Origin of the sequence: Paenibacillus nanchangensis (assembly GCF_046543445.1) — a bacterium.
In the GTDB taxonomy this organism is placed as follows: Bacteria; Bacillota; Bacilli; order Paenibacillales; family Paenibacillaceae; genus Paenibacillus_AQ; species Paenibacillus_AQ nanchangensis.
Map to the genome: position 1 here is coordinate 82,814 of NZ_JBHOFD010000012.1, position 21,523 is coordinate 104,336.

Here is a 21,523-nt window from a genome sequence, read left to right on the forward strand (position 1 = left end):
AGTTTGCGCCAACACCGGAACACTTCGCCCCTTCCTGCCGTCTAAACAGGCAAGGAGGTGGACGAGATGAGAAACGGAACCTGGCGGCAGCTGCGCCCTTTATGCTGCGCGGGCTGGATAACGGCTGTGCTGCTAGCACTGCCTTCTTCCAGCGTGGACGCCAGCTCCAGCACGACATCACCTGGTACGGGTGCTGTGCTGGAACGGAACGCCGCCGTCATCAATGGGACTGTTCTGGCGGCTGAAGACGCCGGAGCCAAGGCCGCCATTCGCTCGTCGGCCCGGCCGGAACGGATCAACATAAAGGTGCGGGAACACTGGAAAAGAGCCGAAGCGGAACAGGCTGAGGGGAATATCGCCGCTGCTTCGGCCGAACCGGAATCGGGGGGGCGGGCGGCCGAACCGGAAGCCGGCAGCCGTGCGGCCGGACGGGCATGCGGCATGTCTGCTGCCGAATCCGGAGACCGGAAAGACAAAAGCCCGGATTCGCCCGCAAATGCGAATGGGTCCGGGGACAGCAAGGGAAGCCGGCTCGTTGCCGCAGCGGCGGTAAGCGGCGTGTCGACGGCCGCGGTCATATTTGGCGCTCTTTTGTACCGTACGGCCCGCAAAGGGCTCAGAAAATAAGCGGTTAGCGCGAGACGAACCTGCTGCACGGCTGGGTTAGGGCCAGAACTTGGGCAGAACTAGAGCGAGGGCAGAGCCAGAACCAGGGCTAGAACCAGGGCTAGAACCAGGGCTAGAACCAGGGCTAGAACCAGGGCTAGAACCAGGGCTAGAACCAGGGCTAGAACCAGGGCTAGAACTAGGGCCAGAACCAGATACAGAACCAGAACAAGATGCAGAATCAGAACCAGGGTTTGACAAAAAACTACTCCGTATGCCTCGGGGGCGAACGGAGCGTGTTTTTTCGTTTAAGACGGTTATGGACTTTAGCCTTCGAGGTTCAGCGTTTTTCCTGTTTCGGCCAGCGTCTTTGTATTGCTGAGGATGACCGGCCAGGCGTCGTCGCTGCCTTGGCGCGAAGGATCGCGTTCATCCCAGCCGTCATGAATCAGCGTCAGACGGGTACAGGAGCCTGCAGGTTCAACCTTCCACGTGATCACGGATTCAAAGGACAAGCCGTCCTTGACATAAGAAGGGCCGGGGAAGTGAGTGAACCGCAGCAGCTGTCCCGGAATGATGTCCAGGATTTTACCGTATACATGCACCGTTTCCTCTCCTTCGGCCCCCGGGCCTACATAAGCGATGTCTGCTCCGGGAAGCATCTCGGAACGAATCACGCTGCCGTAATAAATCCGCCCGACCTCCTCCGGCGAGGTCAGACATTCCCACACGCGCTGCGGCGCTGCATCCACATAATACACATACTTAAATCCTGCTTCATTCATCGGGATCATCCTCCTTGTTGTTGGCCGCTTTAGTCCGGCCTGCAAACTTAATATACCGGACAACCCCTGACAAATACGGTCAGTGATTTTAAAGATGCGCCTAAATCTGCCGGGAAAATAGAGTATTCCTCTTGATCGTCTGAAGCAGCCGTCTTAATCGCCGCCGGGAGTCCTTCAAATGAGAACCGGAGATCAATCCGGAAAAATAAAGCAGTCACTCGCCCCCATAATGGCTCGCCAATCCGGCAGCAATCGCTGCAAGCCGCCCGCGCAGCATCTCTGGCTCTTTAATGCGGAGCGCGCGGCCGTAGGGAAGCAGGAAGTAAGGCGCATACCCCAGCAGGGCTTCCTCGTCCAGCAAAAAACGGGCTTCCGTGTCGGACCGCCCGCTGAGCGTATGGCCGAACAGCCAGTGATTGCACAGCTCGTTTAAGACGGCGGCATCCGCCTGGATGATCACGGGAACGAGCCGGGGAGCGGCGCCGGGGTCCGGCAGCAGCCCCCGCAGCAGCGCATCGCGCGCCACAAATCCGGCGGGGCGGACAAACGTGCCGCCTGTCGGCGCCGAGCCAGCGATCCGGTCGGCCCGGAAACTGCGGATCTCCCCGCGAAGATGGCAGAAGCCGACGAGATACCAGCTGCCCTTCCAGTAGACAAGACCGTAAGGATCAATGTTCCGGTCCTGCTGAGGGCGGCCCTGCCCGGCGTAGCGGATGGTTAAGGTCTGTCCGTGCGCCGCGGCATGCTCAAGACCCGCGAGCAACTCCGCTTCCGGAACAGAGGGCGAAGGAATGACGCCGAGGCCGGTCTCATGCCGCTGAATGAGCTGAAGCTGGTCATCGTTTGTGTAGTGCTTCAGCTTGGCTACCGCCCGGTCCAGCGCTTCGGTATACGGATACCCGCCGGCCCGGGCGAAGGCAGCAGACTGAACCAGCGCACGCAGCTCGTCGTCGGCGAAAAAAAGAGGCGCAGCCGTAAAATGCTCAGGCAGCGAATACCCGCCGCCCGGTCCCGCTTCGGCCAATACGGGAACGCCGCTTGCGCACAGCGAATCGATATAGCGGTAGACTGAGCGGATGCTGATTTCAAGCCGTTCCGACAGCTCGGCGGCGGTGACCCGGCGGCCTTGACTAAGCGTCCACAAGATGGAGAGCATGTGATCGGATTTGGACAAACGGATAACCTCCAGGCGTTCACAAAATAATGCAGCGGGTGAGCAGGCAGATTTCGTGTTGCCCCTCCGCAGAATACCGTTTCGCCGGATGCCCCGGCGGTTCCTTCCGGGAACAGCAGGAAGCTCCAAATAAAAACTCCCGTTTCCGGCAGGAAACGGGAGAAAGGGATGTCCGCTGACAGTGAAGTTAACGATGTTGGGGCTGCTCCGGCCCCGGCCTGAATGACCTTTTCCGGTCTCTCGGGCGGGGACAAGCCATACCGGGCCGCTTTATTTCTGCCCCCAGCACGTCCAGCGCATTACTGCTTACTGCGCGAACAGTTTTATAGCGGAGACGACGCCGCCCAGCAAAACAACGGAGAGGCACAGCGTGACCCAAATTCTTCGGGCCCAGTCGCCCGCATCAGGCTTGGAACCGGACTTGGAATTAAAGTCCATACCGCCGTTTTGGGAGATTTTTTCGGCACAGGGCTCGTTATACATTTGGATTCCCCCTTCATTCTTTTATTCCACGCGAGCCGAGTTTGCGGGTTATACCATCGCTTTTTTAAGACTGCGTACATATCGTGTCCGGACGATAATAAAATACAGCGTCTGCAGCGTGAGAAAACCGCCGATCGTAATCAGCACCGGAACGGTAACCCGGTAGATGTGCATTTGATTCAACACCGGCCGGATCACGACCAGCGTTTGAATCCAGGCGACAAGGATCGGAACAAAAAACAGAACAGCGATCTGACGGGTGGATGCCGCTGACATCTCTCCGGTGCTCAGGCCGATTTTGGACAGTGACCGGTAAACCCTGCGGTCTTCAGCCAGCTCGGAATGCAGCCGGAAATACAGGAAGCTGGCCGAGGAGATTGAAAAGATCAGCGCGATAAAGCTGCCGTTAAAACCGATCATCGCCGCACCTTGCTTCGTCGCCAAATAAGAATAGGCGCGGGCGTTAAGGCCGGTGCTGTAATCGTTGGTCTGTCTGTTTTTCAGCATCGCCTCATCCGTCAATTTTGTGGAAAGAACGCCATTTTTCCCTTCGGAGTCCGGCAATACGCCGTCCCACTCCGGAACTTTAATCATATAGCGGTCTGTTAACGCGTCAGGATAAGCTTTGGCTGCTGTTGCATGCAGGTCATGAAACTGCCCGTCGGAGAGCACAAGCAGATACGTGGTAAATTGATTGAACAGATCGGCCTTTAAATTGGTTATATCGGCGATCTCTAAAGTGACCCCTAACTCCTTGTAAGAAAGCTGTTCCCCTTGAGCGAACGACAGTGTATCCGACGGTTTGCTCAAATTGTAAACCATAATCCCCTGGCCTTCCGCAGGCGCTTCTTTCGTTTCAACCCCTGCCAACTCCGCCAGCCGGTTATATTCCGAAATCGAGATGAGATCGGGAAGGATTTTTCCATCTTTTGTTCCTCCGTAAATGCGGAGGAGGGAGGCTTTCGCTTCCTCATATTTGACTCCTTCGGAATCAAGCCGGGACCGGATCGGCTCCAGATCCGCTTTCGTCTTTAAGGGCTCATATACGGTATACATAAAAGCGAACGGCGATTGAAGATAAGCCTCCCGGCTCTGCGCATTAATGGACAACAGGAACCCGGTCGCCATGCAGGCAAGTGAAGTGACCACAGTGACCATAAAAAGCATCCGGGCGTTGTCCTTCAGCTTGTAAGCCATCTCCGAGATCCAAATCAGGTTCGTGCGCCGCCACACCCGGCGCCGGCTCAGCTTCAGCAGCCGGATCGTCAGCACCGACAGCTGCGAGAAGAACAGGTAGGTGCCTGCGATGCCTGTCACCGCGGCGATCACAATCCACTGGAGCTCCAGCGGCTGCCGGATCGCCCAGTACCCGGTCCCCAGCAGGGCGATGCACAGCAGCGCCAGCAGCCAGGAGACCTTCGGCTCTTTTTTTGGCTTGCGGGTGCCGGTCAGAAGCTCAAGTACGCGGTTTTTGCGGATAAACAGCAGCGTAAACACCGAAATCACCACGAAAAGCGCCATAAACAGGCCCGCCGTTACATACAGGGCTTTAACCGGCCAGTAGAACGGCAGCTCATCCATCCCCATAATCCGGGTGCTGAGCAGCAGAAACAGCTTGGACAGCAGCATGCCCGCAGCCACCCCGGTGATGATGGAGAGCGTGCCAATCAGCATGTTCTCCATGAACACCAGCCGGTTGATTTGACCGGGCTGGGCCCCGAGGATCGTCAGGATGCCGAACTCGTGGTTCCGCGACTTCAGAAACGCGCTGATAGAGAACAGCACAAAGAAAAAGGCAAAAATATAAACGATATACGAAGCGACCGACATGCCCGCCGCAGCGTTCGAGCCCATTTTGGCGGAGCTTACGGACGGGTGATGGATAAAGACCGAATACGCGAAAAAAATCATGACCATAAATGCGCTGCTTAAGTAAAAAGCAATGTACGCCCGTGCATTCCGGCGGATGTTGTTAAACGCGAATTGAGGAAAGCTCATGGCTGTTCCCTCCCCAGAACGACAGCGTGTCGATGATTTTTTGGAAAAAGGTCTGCCGGTTGTCCCCGCGGTGAATCTCGGCGGCCAGCTTGCCGTCCTTAATGAAGACGATCCGGTTGCAGTAGCTGGCGGCGAGCGGGTCGTGGGTGACCAGCATCAGCGTGGTCCCTTCACGCGCATTGATGCTCTCCAGCGATTCCATTACCATTCGCGAGGAATTGGAGTCCAGCGCACCCGTCGGCTCGTCCGCCAGCACAAGCGAAGGAGAACCGATGATAGCGCGGGCGATGGCCGTCCGCTGCCGTTGGCCGCCTGAAATTTCATAGGTGCGCTTGTTCAGAATCTCTTCGATGCCAAGCCGTCTCGCGGTGGCCTTCAGCATCGTGTCCATTTCGCGCAGCGGGCGGTTGTCCAGCGTAAGCGGCAGCACGATATTTTCGGCGACCGTCAGCGTGTCGAGCAGATTGAAATCCTGGAAAATAAAACCGAGTTGTCTGCGGCGGAACAGCGCAAGCTGTTTTTTGTTCATCAGAAACGGGTTGCTCCCGCCGATCTTCACTTCGCCCGAGGTTGGTTCGTCGATGGTGGATACCATGTTGAGCAGGGTGGTTTTGCCGCTGCCCGACGGTCCCATAATCCCGACAAATTCCCCTTCTTCAATATTCAAATGAATATCGGTTAGGGCGTGGGTCGACACTTTCCCCGGATAAACCTTGTTCAGAGCCTTAACTTCTAAAATGTTCATACTCTTACCTTCCTTTCCTGCCTGCCGCCTGTGGCGCGGTGACCGGCGGACTTCATGCTTTTACTCTATCCTAATTGGCCGGAGGTCTGCCATCGGGTTAGCTTAAAAATATCTTACACTTTGTTTAAGATTGTGTTCGCGTACAGCGGCCGGGCAGGCATGCCAAAAAGCGTCCCGGCGGAGCCAGGGCGCTTTGGGGGGGCGCCTTCCTTGTAAATCTGCTTCGTTAATTCGGCTGCTGTTGTACGGATTTGCCACTGGGAGCTAATCGGACGGAGCTGGAGCAAAAGTCAGCCGGACAACGGTGCCTTCATTCAGCTTGGACTCCAGCCCGACGCTGTGCCCCAGCCGGTCAGAAATTTCCTTAACAAGATAGAGGCCCATGCCGGTCGATTCACGGTAATGCCGTCCCTGGTCCCCGGTAAAATAAGGGTTAAATACCCGCTTGATATCCTCCGGAGAAATGCCGATGCCCTGATCGGCGATTTCCAGCACAAGCCGGCGGTCTTGCGGACGAACGGTAAATGAGACGGTTTTACCGGAGCCTTCGGAATAATTGACCGCATTGGTTACGATTTGGGCGAGGATAAACCGGAGCCATTTGGCGTCCGAGTAGACTCGGACGGATTCCTCCACGCGGATGTCGGGGAGCACACCTTTGCGGATGAACAGCCGGCGGTTCTCCGCAACCGTCTCGCTGATCGCTTGGCGCAGCGCAACGGGCTGAATGTGAAGATCATCTTCGTAACGGTCCAGCCGGGAGGTGTACAGCACGGTTTCCAGCCCCTTGCGCAGACGTTCCAGTTCATCCTCGATGCTGTCCGCCGCCGGTCCGTCCAGATCCTTCAGCGTCAGTTGGATAACGGAGATCGGGGTCTTCATCTGATGCACCCACCGGTTGATGAACTCGATATGCCGGTCGATACGCGCGGAGTGCCCGTACAGCTTCTCCCGGAAGATCCGGTCGTCCCGCCGGCGAAGGTTGTGGGCGGCCTCGGCCAGCGGCGCACCGCCCATCGGCGCGAGCGGGTCGGCATCGTCCCCGCCGCCTTCAAGACGGGAATAAAACGCACGCAGCTGCGTATACCGGAAGACCAGATAGAGGGTCAGCACAGCAGAGCTGAGCGCGAGTCCGTATAGGACGATGGTGATCGGACGGCCTTCTCCGGACAGCCAGTAAAGCAGCGGAATCAGCAGCATCTGCAGGAGGTAGAACAGGATCAGCGGCAGTTGGTCCCTCCAGAACAACTTCATTCGGAATCCGCCTCCGGATTCAGCCGGTAGCCCGCGCCGCGCACTGTTTCGACCAGATCGGGAACACCGAGATCCTTCAGTTTTTTGCGGACCCGGGTAATGTAGACGTTCAGCGTGTTGTCGTCAATAAAATGCTGGTCTTCCCACATCAGGTCCAGCAGCCGCTCCCGGGTAACCACCCGGCCTTTTTTCTCCAGCAGCGCTTCCAGCAGGACCGCTTCTTTTTGGGTCAGCTCTGCGGACGCGCCGGCATACTGCACGGCATAACGCTCGGGGTAAAAGCTGAGTCCGCCCGAGACGATCCGGCGTTCTTCGGGGCCCTGGGCGTACGAGCCATAGGCACGCCGCAGATGGCTGCGGATTTTGGCTAAAACCACCTCATAATGGAACGGCTTTGTGATGTAATCGTCCGCTCCGTTATCCAGCGCCATCACCTGATCCATTCCGCTGTCGCGCGCGGAGATAAACAGGATGGGACACAGCGAACGGCTGCGGATTTGACGGCACCAGTAAAAACCGTCGAATTTCGGCAGGTTGACGTCCAGCAGGACCAGATCCGGTCCGGCCTCTTCAAATTGGTCCAGCACGCTGCCGAAATCACTGCAAATAACAGGGCGGTAATCGTATTTGGAGAGGTAGTCGGCCAGCAGCGCCGCCAGTTTGGCATCGTCCTCGACGATAAATAGGGTCTGCATTGTTTCACCTTTTTCGTGTCGGTTATTGGAATACCTTAACAGTACCACGCCGGAAGAGCGGCGGCAAAAACAGTTTAAGCTAAACTGGCTCTATCCCGGAGAGATCGGTTGCGCGTATGATGGAAAAAAAGGAGGCGGAAGCATGGGCGTACGGTTTAAGCCTTATACTCCAGACGATTTGGTGCGGGTGAGGGATTTCCTCAGCGGTATCTACACGGCGCTCGGCCGGCCAAACTGCTGGCTGATCGACCGGTGGGAGTTTGTGATTTATTTTCAGGAGACCCAGAACGGAACGCTGAAGCGGTGGGAGCAATGCGCGGGACTGTGGGAGCGGGAGGACGGCGGACTTGCCGGTGTAGCCTGCCGCGACGGAGACATGTATTTTCAGTTTGATACTTTGGAGCCGGACGGCCGGATGGTTGATGAGATGCTCGGATTTGCCGAACGATGCGCAAAAGAGGAGGGGGCCGCGTTGGCCCAGGTCTGCATCCCCGATGGGCTGAAGGCGCTGGAGAATGCCGCAAAAGCCAGAGGGTATGCTCCAACCGGCAGCTTTGACGAGGTGAACGGCATGGAGCTGACAAAAGCTTCGGCGGGCAGGTATCCCGTCCGCATTCCGCAGGGCTTCCGGCTGTGCGCCGGAGCTGAAGCCGATGACCGCGCCAAGGCGCTTGGCCATATCCACGCGTTTGGCTATGCCGCCGATCCGCGGGCGGAGCTTACGCTGCACACGTACGGCAATTTACGGAACGCGCCGGATTACGACCCGGAGCTGGATTTGTGCCTGTTGAACGAGGCAGGTGATGTCGTGTCATTTTGCAATATTTTTTATGACAGGGCAAACCGGATCGGCTCGCTGGAGCCGGTCGGCACACATGCCGGATACCGCCGGCTGGGACTTGCGCGGGCACTGCTGCATGAAGGCTTTAAACGGCTAATGGACAAGGGGGCCGTCAAGGTGTTTACCGGACCCTCACAGCCGTTTTACGAGCAAATCGGTTTCCGGCGTGTAGTTACCATGAACCAGTGGGAAAGCCCTGTATTGTGATGCGGAAGCTCCAAACAGCGGTATAAAAAAGGCGGCCGTGCGGCCGCCCTCTCTATATCATCGTATGTCTGCCCCGGGCTACTGGGTTTTGACAATCAGCGCATTGCTGATCAGGCGGCCCGGCGTGGTCAGGTATTTGCCGCCGGCGTACAGGCCGCTTGAAGCACCGCCGTCCAGATTCATCGCCTGGTAGGCGCCGGCGCTTTTCATGATTTGCGCCAGCTGCGGGATGGTCGCGCCGCCTGTGGTCAGCAATATGAGCTTGTGGTCGCGGGTCAGGCCCAGCGCGCTGCGGGCGCCGCCGCCCGTGAGGATTTTAGGATCGCGGAAGCCTTCTGCTTTCACATCGAGGCTTACTTTGCCGTCTGTAAGCAGGCGTGGACCGGCTTGAACCGCCCCGTAGATCAGCCCGGCGTCGAACCGCTGATCAAATTCCGTTCCCGGAATGAGCCGCGCGAGATGATTGCGGTCATACGTAAAGACGGCGCGGCGGTCGCCGGGGCTGTCTTTTAGCATTCGTCCGCCGTTAACGAGGTAACCGTAAGGAGCTTTGAAGCTGCTGCTTGTATAAGCGTCAAAAAAGGTTCCGTTCACTGCGGCGGTAGCCTGATGCCGCTTCGCAAGGCTTCCGAGCGCTTCCGTCCGGCCCACCTGATCGCCGGCAAGCACGACGCCCAGCGAGACGTTCGGGTTCAGCAGGGAAACGGTGACGGTGCGGACGGAAAAGGAACGTCCCGCCGCTTTCAGGGTCTGCTGCTTCACTACAACCGGGCTGCTCTCCAGCGCGGATAAACTTCCGCTGTGGACGGGAAGCTCCAGGCTGTCCTTGCCGATAGTCAGCAGAGCGGAGCCGGCTTCCCGGTTCCACTTTACAGTAACGCCTAGCGGGGCGGCGACTGCCGACACCGGAACGAAGGTGGTGCCGAGTCCGGTGAACGGGGCTTCGCGGAGCACGGCCGGCTTGCCGTTTACCGTGGCGGACTTGCTCCCTTTGGTCAGGGTCAAAGACGTATCGCCTTTTACAATTTGAATCTTGCCGTCCGCGGGATTAAGGACAGCTGTCATCCCTGCAAAGCCGTTCAGCGCGCGCAGCGGAAGGTAAGACCGGCTGTCCGGGTCGACATAGACAAGCGATTTGGGTGCCGCGGCCGCGCTGGCGGCCGGGGCATGCCCGCCGAACAGACCGAGGGTAAGGACGCTGGCAAGCAGCAGGGAAGCAAACTTCTTCATGTACATTCGAGTCTCCTTGTTTGACAATATGCGACGGGATGGGGGGTAGACCAAGACAGTCGCGGAATAAAAAAAGCAAGACGGCTTTTTCCCGTCTTGCTTTTTTTCGGCTGACCGGCCTTATTTGTTAAGTCCTTTGGCCTGGAAAATAGCACTTTGGGCCCGGTTTCCCGTCAAATTGAGCGGCTGGAGGTAAATTCAATGACTTCCTGCCGCCAAGGAATGGACTGCTGGGCACCGCGGCGGGTCACCTTCAAAGCGGCTGCTGCGGCGGCAAAGGTAAGACAATCCCGGATGCTCCGTCCCTGCAAGTATTCGGCTGCCAGCGCGCCGATAAAACAGTCGCCTGCCGCCGTTGTATCCGCCGCCTGGACCTTCAGCGCCGGAATATGAAATGCCTCCGTACGGGAAGCATATACGACACCTTGGCTGCCCAGTGTCAGCACAATTTGCCCGGCGCCTTTGTCCAGGAGCTGTCGGCATGCGGACATCGCTTCCGGCTCGCCTGACACGGCGGTGCCGGTCAGCGTTTCCGCTTCCGATGCGTTAAGGATCAGCATATGCAGCTGCGGATAAAGCGAGTCCGGGATGACGGCTGCCGGAGCGGGATTGTAGAGCACCCGAATGGCCCGGTCCGCGCAGAACTTCAGCACGGCTTCGTTTGTTTCCTGCGGTATTTCGTTCTGCAGCAGGACAAGCTGCAGGCCTTCAAGCCGTTCCAATGCCGGGATAGCCCGGTCCGGCAGCATTTTGCCGTTTGCTCCCCGGTCGAGTACAATGGTATTTTCGCCGGCCTGGTCCACGGTGATATAAGCGATGCCCGATGATCCCTCTACGACCGCCGTGTGCGCGGTTTCGATTCCGGTATCCCGCAACGTATGAAGCAGCGCCTCGCCGTGAACGTCGGTGCCGACCGCTCCCACCATCGACACGGAAGCCCCCATGCGTGCGGCCGCGACGGCCTGGTTTGCTCCTTTTCCGCCGGGGAAATAAGCGCAGCCCAGTCCCTGAACCGTCTCCCCCGGCTGCGGGTGGCGTTCTACCCGGTTCACGATATCCATGTTAATGCTTCCTACCACTGCGATTTCACTCATGTGTGCTCCTCCAGATCCGTTTTACCGAAGCGGGGGAAGTTGGCTCCCGTCCGGTTCTACGCTCTACCTTATCAAAAAAGGACCCGGATCACTAGAGCGGGATGCGGAGGATTTGCGCACAGGTCCCTGCCGGAGGTTTACTCGTGTGCCGCACTCCAGTCCTAACCAAACAACAGGTGCTGGATTGGAAAATATTAATCATTCAGAACGTTCAGAAAATGTTCAGAATGTTCCGATATAATAGATACCTGTTTGATATCGGTACTGTAAATGGAAGGGTTGAAGGAGGAAAAACCAATGGAGGAGCTCTATAATTACGGTCTGGGTCTGCTGACGCTGGCTATCGCCGCTGCGGCCGTTTTAGGTGTGCTGCGGATGTTCCGGGATATCGCGCACCTGTCCTGGCGCGGCAAAGCGCTGCGGTTTGCGGCGGGGACAGCTCTGCTGCTCGGAGGACTGGCGGCGATGCATGCCGCAGGCCGCTTCCGTCCCGGAGGGGCTTCCTCCGATCCCGATACACTGCTGTTCCCGCTGGCGGGATACGGTCTGACCATGGCCGCTTTGGCCGTGCTGATCACCCGAGTCCGCTCGGTTTACGCGGAACGGGAACAGCTTAAAGAGCTGGCCTACAAAGATTCGCTTACCGGCCTGCTGAACAAAAATGGAATGGAGCATTTCTGGAACCGCTGCAAGGAAAACGAGCCGCTTGCTGTGCTTTACCTTGACCTTAACCGGTTTAAGTCAATTAATGACAAGCTTGGCCACCATGCGGGCGATCAGCTCATCACGGCTGTTGGCGGAACGCTCAGCCAATTTTCCAGCAAAGGCCGCCGCCATATTTTCCGGATCGGCGGCGATGAGTTTGTTATTATTGCCCGGAAGAGTTCGCGCAAAGAAGCCGAGCAGCTTGCCGTGCGCGTTTTGGAGAAGGTGACCCGCTCCTACCAGCTGGATTCGCATTCGCTAAATGTGTCAGCCAGTATCGGCATCGCGATGAGCCGCGGTAAGGTGCATCCTGCCAAACTGCTGAAAGAAGCCGACTCGGCAATGTATAACGCCAAGCAGCTGGGAACCGGCCGATACTCCGTCTATCATCCCGGCCAGACCGGCACTCAGCGTGAAATCCACTGGAACCTGCGGACAGGCTCGGGAACCTGATTGCCGGGTTCGCTTACCGGCGGTGCTCCCGGCGGGCCAACTGGATCCCGAACTTATGTTGACCCAGTACGCGTGCTGCATCCGCATTCACTGCCTGCGGCGCCCCGGCGCGCCCGCCCTAACCTGCTGCATCAGCCTGCAAATAACAATGACCTCGCCTTCCGCGCTAATGCGGAGGACGAGGTCATTGCTGTATATTGGGCATCCCGTATCGGCATTGTTTGCCCGGTCTGCCGATGTACATAAAAGCGTTATACTTCCGGCGAAGGCGCAGTCTGGACGTTCCGCTCGCCGCGGCTGACCTGGAGCAGGCAGAACATCGCGACAAGCATGCTGGCCGATGCCCCGTAGAACAACACCGAATAGCCAAACAGATCGATCAGCAGCCCGAGCAGCGGCGGGGAAGCGATTGCCGCAAGGGAGGAGACGAGATAATACAGCCCGGTGCGGGTGCCGATGCTCTCCTCTTGTCCGGTGGAGACCACAAACGGGTAAGAGTTGATATTGATGCAGGCCCAGAACAGGCCGCCTAGCAGCAGCAGGCCTCTCAGCATCACCAGATTGTCCACAAAGGAGACAAGAAGAAATACCGCAAACAGCCCGCAGACGCCGGTCAAAATGACATTGCGTTTGCCGTATTTCGCGCCAAGCCAGCCGCTCGGCAGCGCAAACAGCACAAAGGCGAGCGAAAAGAAGGTAAGCGAAAAGGACGCGTCTTTTTCGCTGAGTCCCAGATGGTTTTTGCCATACAAGGTGAACAGCGTTTCGACTCCCTGATAGGCGACGAACCAGAAAAAAATCGCCGCAAGCAGAAATACCGTCGTCCGGTTCAGCTGCCGTTTAAAGGACACACGGCCGGCGGCCGGGGCAGCCGGTTTCTCCGGCTGGGGGTCAGCGTTCACGCCATCCCTGCTTTCCTTAATGGAGCGGGACACCACAAACAGCGACAGCAGGGTAATCAGCCCGGCAAACAGAAACGGTAGGGCAGGGTTCGCGTCGTAGAGCAGGGAACCGATGCCGAAGGCGAGAATCGAGCCGATGCCGCCCATGAAGTTGATCAGGCCGTTGGCTTTGGTCCGGTTGTGCTCCGGCGTGATGTCCGGCATCAGCGCCACCGTCGGCGAGCGGTACAGGCTCATCGCGAGGTTCATAAGCATCATGTACAGCAGCAGCGTGAACAGGCCGGTGTGATACGGAATGAGCAGCGTCAGCACTGCCGCCAGCGGCATGCCGATCAGAAGATAAGGCATTCTCCGTCCGAAGCGGGACCGGGTGCGGTCGCTCCGGTTGCCGACCCACGGCTGAAGGAACAAGGCGAAGTAGTTATCGATCGTCATCATGAAGCTGATGAGGGCAACGCTGGTCACATATTTTTCGAGAAAAAACGGAACAAACGCGTTGTATAACGCCCAAGTGATGCTGATGCTAAAAAATCCGAAGCCAAGCAGCCCGACTTTTTTCACCCGTTCACACTCCTTTGGATCTCCAGCAGGCCGGAGAGCACGTCAGGGTGGTCGGTGATGATACCGGAGACGCCTGCTTCAATCAGCTGCTTCATCCGCTCGGGATCATTTACGGTAAACGGGTGGTAGTCAATGCCGTGCGCGGCAGCGTCCGCCACAAACTCCGGAAGGACGGCGTAGTGATGGGCATGCAGCGCATCGGCGGACGCCGAAGCCGCGTAATCCCACGGCCGGTACAGTCCCTCCATATAAAGCAGCCCGGTCCGGATTTCGGGTGCAATCGATTTGCAGTATGCCATGGAGTAGTGATTGAAGCTGGAGAAAATTACCCGGCCGGCCATGCCCGCTTCCCGGACGGCGGCTACGACCTTCTCCTCCATGCCGGGATAGAGAACAATCCCGTTCTTCAGCTCGATGTTCAGCACGGTGTTTCGGCCGCTCAGCAGCTCCAGCAGCTCCTCCAGCAGCGGCACCGTCTGTCCGGCAAACGTCTCGCCGAACCAGGAGCCCGCGTCTTCCCGCCGGATTTCCTCCAGCGTGAGGTGCTGAACCTGCCCTTCACCAGTCGTGGTGCGCCGGATGTCTTCATCGTGGATCAGCACCAACCGTCCGTCTTTCGTCATCTGTACATCGGTTTCGATGCCTGTTGCACCAAGCTCAAGAGCCGTCTTGAAAGCGGCCATCGTATTCTCTGGGCAGACGGCCGAAGCGCCCCGGTGGGCAAAATTAACGATCTGTTTCATCACAGTGCTACGCCTCCGTTATTTACTTTAGTTGAATATCCCAGCAGACATGGGGTATTGTTGTATTCCACCCGGATCGGCCAAAAACCTGTCCTGTTTCCCAGGCGGTTGAAAATTTAACACGGCGAAAACAATCACCCTGCCGGGTCCGGCCGGAACGGAACAGAAGGAGGAAGCGAAAATGAAACTGTACCTATTTTATGAACATCCGGATGACCGAGGCTGCTGCCGGATAGCGTGAGAAAAAACATAGTACTGCCAGCGAATGGTCCGTTATCGTTAGAGGACCGGCGCTTTTTACCGGCAGACGCGGAGGACAAGCCGTAAGACGGGACAGGTAGTATTTTTACCGGCGGACAGTCCTTTATTATAGGAGGATAAGACATGATTGCGGATACTCTGGTTCATTTGACGGCACAAGCAGACACACTGGATCCCCGTTTGGCGCGGGGGCTGGAATTTTTGCGGAATACCGACTTTTCGGGCAAGGCTGCGGGACGGCATGAGGTGGACGCGGACCTGTTTTATTTTATTAACGAATACGAGACAAAAGCGGCGGAAGAGTGCTTCTGGGAAGCCCATCGCGTTTACCTGGACATTCACTACTTGCTCTCCGGGGGTGAATCCATCGGCTACGCGCCGATTGAGCGGCTGGAGCTGAAAGAAGCGTACAGTGCAGAACGGGATGCAGTGTTTTTCAGCGGTCCTCTGCAGTCCGCAGTGGCGGTCCAGCCGGGCGATGTTGTCGTCTGCTATCCACAGGACGGCCATATGACCGGAATAATGAGCTCAAGCCAAGAATCTGTCAAAAAAGTAGTGCTGAAGATCAGACTGTAGTCTGAAGCCGTTCCCATTGGCTGCCGGTTGGCGGGCGGGCCTGATGGAGCATAGGCAGACAAAAAAGGGCAGGGTAAACAAAGAAGACAGGCCGGCGGGCCTGTCTTCCTGCATCTTCCGGGCGCGATCCGCGAGTTACTGGAAGCTGCGGTTTTGGCTGGAGGAAAAACCGGCCGATCCAATCGAGCCGATCGAGGACGATCCAAAGTTCGAGGAACCTGCGGATCCAACGGAGCCCATCGAGCCCATGCTGCCGAAGCTTCCTGCGGATCCGATGGAGGAAGAAGATCCTACCGGGCCAAACGAGGAGCCCGCGGAGCCAAAAGAAGAAGAACCCGCCGATCCCGCAGAGCCTACACTGCTGACCGGGCTGTGGGAAGCGATAGAGCTTCCAAAAGACGATCCTGCTTGGCCGAATCCGGAAACGGAGGACGGCTGGAAGGACGAGTGCATTACAGAAGGCTGTTGAAACGGCTGTGAACCGTAAGATGGGCTGAAGCTGGTCTGGCGGCTGCTTTGCTCCAGCTCTCTACAGATCTGGGAGACTTGCTGAAGCTGCTGCATCGCTACCTGATGGCCGTGCAGTGCAGTCTGGATTGTTTGTACGGCTTTATGTTCACGCTGCGCCAGTTCTTCCAGGCGCATGGCGTTTTGCTGCTCCTGCTGCAGCATTTGGCGGTACATTTGGCTCGCCTGCTCCGTTTGACGCATCATTTGCTGGACGATTTGCTCACATTGGTTGATTTGGCTGCTCATATTCTGATTCAAGATTATTTTCCTCCTCAAATTGGCAGTGGTGTGTTGCGTGCTTAGTATCTCAGCCGCCGTCCAGCCTTATACATTCGGGATTCTATAATATATCGCAGCAAAAAAGAAAAGGCAGCCGCCCGGAAGTTCCCGGACAGCCGCCTTCACATCTTGATTGGATTGAGCCTTTACAGTCCTACATCGACAGCGCTTGATTGGCGGTTTTAACGTCGTTCGCCAGCAGGCGGGACAGGTCGTAGGATGGGTACAACCCGCGCTCATACATAAACTGATAGACCTTGCCGTGCAGCGCGATCGCATTGTTGAGCTGCTTGCAGAGCGTCTCGCGCAGCTGCGGCGTGGCCGTTTCCGTAATTGCAATCGCATAGTTTCGCACGGAGGTCTTGGCGAAAATCAGCAGGTGAGCCGCGTAATAGGCGGTCATATCTTCCGGTGCACTGCTTCGGGTATACAGCGGAGCCTTGGGGAAATATTGGAGCAGCTCCTTCAGGTTCTGCTCGATTCCGCGAATGGCTTCGGTATACAGCGCCCTGAGCTTGGCGTCTTTTATATCGGCTTCGACCATTTTGAATTCCATCAGGAAATTCGATTGAAACGCTGTCAGTTCGTGCATTTCCAGCGTTTCATGCCAGGCCAGGTGCTGCTGCTTTTCGGGCTTGCGTTCCTCGTTAAACAATCCGATCCCTCCGACTTATAGGTATGCGTTAGCCTATGCCAACGGTAGGCTGGGCGAACATTGTCCCGCGGAAGAACCGGGAGGTTTTTAGCTGAGCGGCGGCTTTGGAATCTCTGGGCTGTGTTCAATGGGGCGATCAGGCAGCAGCGGAACCGGTGCTCCTTCCGGCGGATCCACAACCGACAGTGTTCCGCCGTGACGGCCCGGAGAAGTTCCCTGGAAGATGTCTCCGATCCGGGTTGGATCCAATCTGAAATTGAACTGGACATTGTTCCAGCCTTGTTCGATGTATTTGCGGCATTCGGGATACTGGTTCAGATCATAGTCCGGCACGGGAAGGACGTTGCCCCACTTCACGCCCAGCGTCTCCAGCGCTTTTGCGTAAGCGTTCTGGTGGGCGTTTGGAACGAGAACTGCATCATGGTGCGCATTTCGCCGAAATGCCCGCCCAGGATCTCCTGCAGCGCTTTGGCCGCCGACGGGTCCGGTTTATCCGGGACAATCGGATTAATCAACTTTTCCTTGTAGTAAAACAATCAGGGCACCTCCGTATATTGGAATCTGCGGTTAACTTGCACCGGAAAAGCGGAGAGTATGCGCCTAATATACAAAACAAACTGCAACCTTCAGCTTTATCTTCCGTTAATAAGGAAGAAGCATGCATTTCAGCGGCCTATACAGCTGGGTAATAATCCCTGTAACCGCAGTCGGCTTTATACAAAGAAACAGAGAAAACAGGGATGGGACAGCGCCTTAAGCGAATACAATGGCTTTATGCGTACCCATGACAACTGGAGGGATGGTCAAGTGAAACACTTTATTCGGCGGATGGCCGCCGTACTGGCGGTAATCGGATTGATTGCAGCCGTCTATGTTCCGTCATCAGCGGAAGCGGCGGCAAGCTCGGATCTGATTATCGTCAACAAGAAAACGAACAAACTGGCCTTTTACAGCGAAGGCAAGCTGGTTAAGGAATTTCCTGTCGCAACCGGCAAGACGAGGGAGTTAACCCCTGAGGGCACTTTCCCCATCGTCAACAAAATCAAGAACCGGCCTTATTATAAAGAACATATTCCAGGGGGAGACCCCGCCAATCCGCTCGGGGACCGTTGGCTGGGCCTTGAGGTTAACGGCACCAAAGGCACGACGTACGCCATTCATGGCAACAACAACGAGAGATCCATCGGAAAATATGTCAGCGCCGGCTGTATCCGGATGCATAACGACGATATACATTGGCTATTCCCGCGTGTACAGCGGAATACGAAGGTATATATAACTTCCAGCAGCAAATCGATGGACACCCTTGCCGCCAAGGCGGGTTACCGGTTGAACAGCAAGACGTTTGCCGGTTCCCTCGTCGTAAACGGGCAAAAAATCCGGCTCTCCGATCCCATGCTGATGGAAGACGCCCGTGTGTATGTATCGCTCCGGGAGACGGCCAAGGCGCTCGGAGCCGGCATTTCAGTCAGAGCCGATGGCGTGCTCACGCTGTCGCAGGGCGGGCGCACGATTGTGCACCGGCCGCTGGCGTCGACGGCGCTTGTGAATGGAGCTAATGTTAAGATGACAGCTTCTACGAACGAGAACGGTCGGCTGATGATTGCGCTGAAGGATGTTCCCGCACTGTTTGGCGCCCAGGTGAAGTGGTCCGGCAGCACCAAGACGGCGACCTTGACCCGGTAATTTGATAAACGACACAACCACCCGCTGCCGGCGGGTGGTTTTTTTGCGGACTTTTTTGCGGACGCCTCCAGTTAAAAGGGGCCGGACACGTGGCCGAGGGATCAAGCCCAGCCGTGGTAACGGATTGCCTGACATCTCATGCCAGTGTAATGTAGGATTAGAAATCCAAACGGGGAACTGCAAAAAAGCTGCGGTTCTCCGTCAGCCTATCCGGGCTTTTTTAGGCCTGCGCATCCCTTTACATACCAGCATGAATTGAAAGGAGGGCGGATTTTATGGAACTGCTGCCCGATCAATATACAATCGCCTCGGATGGGGTGTCCGTCACTCTGCTGCCTAAAGAATACGCTTTGTTTGCCTTTCTGTACGCCCACCGGGGGCAGAGTTTCAGCCGGGAGCATCTGCTGGAAAAAGTGTGGCCGCTTGACTATCCGACCGAACGGACGGTGGACGACCACATCTACCGGCTGCGCAAGAAGCTGGCTCCCCTAAGGCAGCTGGAAATCCGGACGGTGCGCGGATACGGTTATTGTCTTACCGAGCGGCCGCCTGCAGGAATTGATACCCATCCCGCCGCCCGGGATGAGGAGCTGCAGACGGCCATGACCCAGGTGCTGGGCAAATACCATTTGTATGGACAAGGACGGTCGATTCTGACGCTGGCCGGACAACAGGACGTGCTGGGATACCGGCTGAATCCTGATTACGACGTGATTGTCCATTTTGTGCGCGGAGACTGGAAATGGCTGCTGGAGACGGAGGAGACGTCCGTGCTGGGACGGTTGTATTATCTGCTGCTGATGCGGATCTGCATGGAGCCGGCGGAGGATGCGATTCGGTACGGTGAACGTGCGCTGTCGCTTCGTCTGCTGTCGCCTGAAAAGCATACCGAGCTGGATGTGCTGAACTTATCATACGCCCACACCCTTGCGGGGGATAATACAGCGGCCTTGCAGCGTCTTGAAAAAAGCTACCGGCTGATCGGAAGCGATTCCGACTACTCCGAGTTTCTGCTTGCGACCCGGAATGCGGAGTTGACCGCCCGTTTGATGGCGGATGAGCCGGCAGCCGTGTTGTACGAAATCGCCGGGGATATTGAAAGCCTGCTTCCAAACCGGCCTTACTTAAGGGAGACGGGGAGCTACAAAGTACTCAGGGGGCTTGTCGATGTGCGTCATGGCTCCAAGGCTGGCGGACGGGCCGGCATAGAGGAAGGAATGCAGGTTCTGGAAGCATCCGGTTTTGTGCCGATGGTTCTCCAGGCCGCGATAACGATTGTTCAATTTGCGAAAAGATTTGGAGGAGAGACGGCACTGCACGAACGATACTCCCGTCTGGTCGAACGGAATCTCTATCACTCCGGCGTTCCGGATTTGCCCGGCCGCCTGGACCAGGTGATTCGGGGAGCGCTCTCCCTCTGATGTTCCTCTGACAATCGAAGACTAGGATCAACGTACGGAATATGATCCGATGCTTAAGACAAGTTGGAGGGACTTTTGATGAGATTACAAAATCCAAATACGGGCGGCCTGCTGCGGAACAAAGGATTCACACGGGTGTATGCCGCCTATGCGCTGGCCGTCTTCGGAGACTGGTTTGATGCGCTGGCCATCCAGGTGCTTGCCGGCTACCGGTGGGGAGTAAGCCCCATCATGCTGGCAATGATTCCCGTCGCGTTGGCGCTTCCCGGCGTCCTGCTGGGCTCCTGGGCAGGCGTAACGGCTGACCGGATCGACAAGCTGAAGCTGATGCGTATCTGCGACCTGCTGACGGCGCTGCTGACCGTATGCATTTTGGCGGCGCCGAATATGGCTGCGCTGCTGCCGATTCTGGCGCTGCGGTCGGCGGTATCGTCATTCGCCATGCCGGCCCATCAATCACTGACCCGCCGGCTGGTGCGCGAGGATCAGCTGATGCAGGCCTCCTCCCTGAACGGGTTTGTCAACCAGGGCTCCAAAATTTTTGGCCCGCTGCTGGGCGGCGCTGCGCTGCTCGTGCTTTCGCCGATGTGGTGCATCGCCGTAAACGCCTGCGCCCGGCTGCTGTCCTATCTGCTGCTCCGCCTGGCCGGACGGCCGGGAGGCGTAAGCCGGGAAGCATCAGCCCCGGCCCGGTCCGGGAACGATGCCGCCCAGCCGGCGGAACCTGCCGCAAAAATGTGGAGCGAAGGCTGGAGGTTTGTCCGCAGCAGCCGCACGTTGATGAATACGCTGCTGTTTTGCTTTACGGCGACGGTCGCGATACAAATCGTCGATTTTCAGTTCACGAGCCTTTTCCGGGAACTGGACCCGGAGCGGAGTTATCTGCTGGGCTGGATGGTATCAGCCTCGGGGGTTGGCGCCGTGACGATGATGGCGGTCATGTCCAAATGGAACCGGGGCTCGAATTACGGCGGCAAGTTCGGAATCGGCTATCTGCTGCTCGGAGTTTCGCTGGCGGGGCTTGGCTGGCTGCCCTCCGGAGCCCCGACCGTTTCGGTGCTGCTGTTAGGCGGTTTGCTGGGACTGGGGAATGGACTGCTGAGCGTAACCTTTACCTATGCGCTGCAAAAAGAAACGCCGCCCGCCATGACCGGCCGGGTCTTCGGCATTCAGCATACCGTGCTGAGCACGGTGATGGTGATTGCGCCTCTGGCTGGCGGAGCCAGCGTGCAGTCGCTTGGCGCATCCCGGATTTTCATCGGGATCGGCGCGGCGGTAGCTGTACTTGGTGCAGCTGGTGTCCTGCTGCGCCGGCGGTTGTGGCCGGAGACAGGGCAGGGGCAGGGGCAGGCGGACACGGGTCAACTTGAACGGGACGCTGGCATAAGACAGCCAGATTTCGTCCAAGACAACCCGGAGACGTTGCGCCCCAAAGCGGCAGGTGAGACGCTTAGCTAAAGGTCCTACGGCTTTTAAAGACTGAACCGCTGAAATGCAGGTAAGCGGAGATGGCGCGGAGGCAATTTAGAATTGTAGGAGTGATGCGCTCTCGCCTTTATATCTATAGTTCAACCGCGAACAGGAAACAGAGATGGGGACGGCTTCTTTGAAGGAGCCGTCTTTTTTTGCGCGAACCCTGTAAGGAAAAGAATGGCTGAA

The 21,523-nt window shown here is 57.2% G+C and carries 21 protein-coding genes and 1 pseudogene; 9 read left to right on the forward strand and 13 right to left on the reverse strand.

Going from position 1 to position 21,523, the window contains the following annotated elements; all coding sequences use genetic code 11:
* The first annotated feature begins 66 nt into the window (after window positions 1-66).
* A complete protein-coding gene (locus ACE6ED_RS11350) occupies window positions 67-627 on the forward strand; it encodes a hypothetical protein (protein ID WP_410827232.1) in 561 nt (186 codons plus the stop codon).
* 305 nt (window positions 628-932) lie between these two features.
* On the opposite strand, the gene ACE6ED_RS11355 is transcribed toward ACE6ED_RS11350, so the two are convergent.
* From ACE6ED_RS11355 to ACE6ED_RS11385, 7 genes are all read right to left on the reverse strand, one after another.
* Window positions 933-1,391: an SRPBCC domain-containing protein gene (locus tag ACE6ED_RS11355; RefSeq protein WP_410827233.1), complete on the reverse strand. Its 459-nt coding sequence runs from the start codon at window positions 1,389-1,391 to the stop codon at window positions 933-935.
* A 214-nt stretch (window positions 1,392-1,605) separates the two neighbouring features.
* Complete coding sequence (locus ACE6ED_RS11360; protein WP_410827234.1) at window positions 1,606-2,565, reverse strand: helix-turn-helix transcriptional regulator; 960 nt, start codon at window positions 2,563-2,565, stop codon at window positions 1,606-1,608.
* Window positions 2,566-2,871: 306 nt separating this feature from the next.
* Window positions 2,872-3,048, reverse strand: a complete 177-nt coding sequence (locus tag ACE6ED_RS11365; protein ID WP_410827235.1) for a hypothetical protein — start codon at window positions 3,046-3,048, stop codon at window positions 2,872-2,874.
* A gap of 48 nt (window positions 3,049-3,096) precedes the next feature.
* The gene (locus ACE6ED_RS11370) at window positions 3,097-5,046 is read right to left on the reverse strand and encodes an FtsX-like permease family protein (RefSeq protein WP_410827236.1); all 1,950 of its coding nucleotides are present in this window, start codon (window positions 5,044-5,046) and stop codon (window positions 3,097-3,099) included.
* Window positions 5,021-5,791, reverse strand: a complete 771-nt coding sequence (locus ACE6ED_RS11375) for an ABC transporter ATP-binding protein (RefSeq protein ID WP_410827237.1) — start codon at window positions 5,789-5,791, stop codon at window positions 5,021-5,023. The genes ACE6ED_RS11370 and ACE6ED_RS11375 overlap by 26 nt, the downstream gene beginning before the upstream one ends.
* A gap of 264 nt (window positions 5,792-6,055) precedes the next feature.
* Window positions 6,056-7,045: a sensor histidine kinase gene (locus ACE6ED_RS11380; RefSeq protein WP_410827238.1), complete on the reverse strand. Its 990-nt coding sequence runs from the start codon at window positions 7,043-7,045 to the stop codon at window positions 6,056-6,058.
* Window positions 7,042-7,740, reverse strand: coding sequence for a response regulator transcription factor (locus tag ACE6ED_RS11385; protein ID WP_410827239.1), 699 nt, complete (start codon window positions 7,738-7,740; stop codon window positions 7,042-7,044). Before ACE6ED_RS11385 ends, ACE6ED_RS11380 begins: the two co-directional genes overlap by 4 nt.
* Window positions 7,741-7,882: 142 nt before the next feature.
* Here ACE6ED_RS11385 and ACE6ED_RS11390 point away from each other — a divergent pair, with 142 nt between their 5' ends.
* Window positions 7,883-8,788, forward strand: coding sequence for a GNAT family N-acetyltransferase (locus tag ACE6ED_RS11390; RefSeq protein WP_410827240.1), 906 nt, complete (start codon window positions 7,883-7,885; stop codon window positions 8,786-8,788).
* Window positions 8,789-8,866: 78 nt separating this feature from the next.
* On the opposite strand, the gene ACE6ED_RS11395 is transcribed toward ACE6ED_RS11390, so the two are convergent.
* Both ACE6ED_RS11395 and rbsK read right to left on the reverse strand, forming a co-directional pair.
* Window positions 8,867-10,018 carry a phosphodiester glycosidase family protein gene (locus ACE6ED_RS11395; protein ID WP_410827338.1) on the reverse strand — a complete coding sequence of 384 codons (1,152 nt, stop codon included), beginning with the start codon at window positions 10,016-10,018 and terminating at the stop codon, window positions 8,867-8,869.
* Window positions 10,019-10,191: 173 nt separating this feature from the next.
* Window positions 10,192-11,112, reverse strand: coding sequence for a ribokinase (gene rbsK, locus ACE6ED_RS11400; protein ID WP_410827241.1), 921 nt, complete (start codon window positions 11,110-11,112; stop codon window positions 10,192-10,194).
* Between the two features lie 297 nt (window positions 11,113-11,409).
* Here rbsK and ACE6ED_RS11405 point away from each other — a divergent pair, with 297 nt between their 5' ends.
* Window positions 11,410-12,270 (forward strand): diguanylate cyclase domain-containing protein, encoded by an 861-nt coding sequence (locus ACE6ED_RS11405; RefSeq protein WP_410827242.1) that lies wholly within the window; start codon window positions 11,410-11,412, stop codon window positions 12,268-12,270.
* A 251-nt stretch (window positions 12,271-12,521) separates the two neighbouring features.
* On the opposite strand, the gene ACE6ED_RS11410 is transcribed toward ACE6ED_RS11405, so the two are convergent.
* On the reverse strand, window positions 12,522-13,733 hold the full coding sequence (locus ACE6ED_RS11410) for an SLC45 family MFS transporter (RefSeq protein ID WP_410827243.1): 1,212 nt from the start codon (window positions 13,731-13,733) through the stop codon (window positions 12,522-12,524).
* A complete protein-coding gene (locus ACE6ED_RS11415; RefSeq protein ID WP_410827340.1) occupies window positions 13,730-14,476 on the reverse strand; it encodes a glycerophosphodiester phosphodiesterase in 747 nt (248 codons plus the stop codon). The genes ACE6ED_RS11410 and ACE6ED_RS11415 overlap by 4 nt, the downstream gene beginning before the upstream one ends.
* Window positions 14,477-14,860: 384 nt before the next feature.
* Between ACE6ED_RS11415 and ACE6ED_RS11420 the strand changes: the two genes are divergently transcribed.
* The 3 genes from ACE6ED_RS11420 (at window position 14,861) to ACE6ED_RS11430 (ending at window position 16,126) form a co-directional block, all read left to right on the forward strand.
* Window positions 14,861-15,313: a YhcH/YjgK/YiaL family protein gene (locus tag ACE6ED_RS11420; RefSeq protein WP_410827244.1), complete on the forward strand. Its 453-nt coding sequence runs from the start codon at window positions 14,861-14,863 to the stop codon at window positions 15,311-15,313.
* 16 nt (window positions 15,314-15,329) lie between these two features.
* A complete protein-coding gene (locus ACE6ED_RS11425; protein WP_410827245.1) occupies window positions 15,330-15,782 on the forward strand; it encodes a hypothetical protein in 453 nt (150 codons plus the stop codon).
* 77 nt (window positions 15,783-15,859) lie between these two features.
* On the forward strand, window positions 15,860-16,126 hold the full coding sequence (locus ACE6ED_RS11430; RefSeq protein WP_410827246.1) for a hypothetical protein: 267 nt from the start codon (window positions 15,860-15,862) through the stop codon (window positions 16,124-16,126).
* Between the two features lie 130 nt (window positions 16,127-16,256).
* On the opposite strand, the gene ACE6ED_RS11435 is transcribed toward ACE6ED_RS11430, so the two are convergent.
* Window positions 16,257-16,694, reverse strand: a complete 438-nt coding sequence (locus tag ACE6ED_RS11435; protein ID WP_410827341.1) for a spore coat protein — start codon at window positions 16,692-16,694, stop codon at window positions 16,257-16,259.
* A 150-nt stretch (window positions 16,695-16,844) separates the two neighbouring features.
* Window positions 16,845-17,293 (reverse strand): annotated as a pseudogene (locus tag ACE6ED_RS11440) (manganese catalase family protein).
* A gap of 271 nt (window positions 17,294-17,564) precedes the next feature.
* On the opposite strand from ACE6ED_RS11440, the gene ACE6ED_RS11445 reads away from it, so the two are divergent.
* The 3 genes from ACE6ED_RS11445 (at window position 17,565) to ACE6ED_RS11455 (ending at window position 21,322) form a co-directional block, all read left to right on the forward strand.
* Window positions 17,565-18,443: a L,D-transpeptidase family protein gene (locus ACE6ED_RS11445; RefSeq protein ID WP_410827247.1), complete on the forward strand. Its 879-nt coding sequence runs from the start codon at window positions 17,565-17,567 to the stop codon at window positions 18,441-18,443.
* A 275-nt stretch (window positions 18,444-18,718) separates the two neighbouring features.
* Entirely contained in the window at window positions 18,719-19,864 is a 1,146-nt protein-coding gene (locus ACE6ED_RS11450; RefSeq protein WP_410827248.1) for a winged helix-turn-helix domain-containing protein, read from the forward strand.
* A 78-nt stretch (window positions 19,865-19,942) separates the two neighbouring features.
* On the forward strand, window positions 19,943-21,322 hold the full coding sequence (locus ACE6ED_RS11455; RefSeq protein WP_410827249.1) for an MFS transporter: 1,380 nt from the start codon (window positions 19,943-19,945) through the stop codon (window positions 21,320-21,322).
* The last annotated feature ends 201 nt before the right edge of the window (window positions 21,323-21,523 follow it).

Bases quoted from the DNA above. Each gene is read 5' to 3' on its own strand.
- ACE6ED_RS11350 (WP_410827232.1), top strand. From the start codon at position 67: ATGAGAAACGGAACCTGGCGGCAGCTGCGCCCTTTATGCTGCGCGGGC.
- ACE6ED_RS11355 (WP_410827233.1), bottom strand. From the start codon at position 1,391: ATGAATGAAGCAGGATTTAAGTATGTGTATTATGTGGATGCAGCGCCG.
- ACE6ED_RS11365 (WP_410827235.1), bottom strand. From the start codon at position 3,048: ATGTATAACGAGCCCTGTGCCGAAAAAATCTCCCAAAACGGCGGTATG.
- ACE6ED_RS11370 (WP_410827236.1), bottom strand. From the start codon at position 5,046: ATGAGCTTTCCTCAATTCGCGTTTAACAACATCCGCCGGAATGCACGG.
- ACE6ED_RS11375 (WP_410827237.1), bottom strand. From the start codon at position 5,791: ATGAACATTTTAGAAGTTAAGGCTCTGAACAAGGTTTATCCGGGGAAA.
- ACE6ED_RS11380 (WP_410827238.1), bottom strand. From the start codon at position 7,045: ATGAAGTTGTTCTGGAGGGACCAACTGCCGCTGATCCTGTTCTACCTC.
- ACE6ED_RS11385 (WP_410827239.1), bottom strand. From the start codon at position 7,740: ATGCAGACCCTATTTATCGTCGAGGACGATGCCAAACTGGCGGCGCTG.
- ACE6ED_RS11390 (WP_410827240.1), top strand. From the start codon at position 7,883: ATGGGCGTACGGTTTAAGCCTTATACTCCAGACGATTTGGTGCGGGTG.
- ACE6ED_RS11395 (WP_410827338.1), bottom strand. From the start codon at position 10,018: ATGAAGAAGTTTGCTTCCCTGCTGCTTGCCAGCGTCCTTACCCTCGGT.
- rbsK (WP_410827241.1), bottom strand. From the start codon at position 11,112: ATGAGTGAAATCGCAGTGGTAGGAAGCATTAACATGGATATCGTGAAC.
- ACE6ED_RS11405 (WP_410827242.1), top strand. From the start codon at position 11,410: ATGGAGGAGCTCTATAATTACGGTCTGGGTCTGCTGACGCTGGCTATC.
- ACE6ED_RS11415 (WP_410827340.1), bottom strand. From the start codon at position 14,476: ATGAAACAGATCGTTAATTTTGCCCACCGGGGCGCTTCGGCCGTCTGC.
- ACE6ED_RS11420 (WP_410827244.1), top strand. From the start codon at position 14,861: ATGATTGCGGATACTCTGGTTCATTTGACGGCACAAGCAGACACACTG.
- ACE6ED_RS11435 (WP_410827341.1), bottom strand. From the start codon at position 16,694: ATGCACGAACTGACAGCGTTTCAATCGAATTTCCTGATGGAATTCAAA.
- ACE6ED_RS11450 (WP_410827248.1), top strand. From the start codon at position 18,719: ATGGAACTGCTGCCCGATCAATATACAATCGCCTCGGATGGGGTGTCC.
- ACE6ED_RS11455 (WP_410827249.1), top strand. From the start codon at position 19,943: ATGAGATTACAAAATCCAAATACGGGCGGCCTGCTGCGGAACAAAGGA.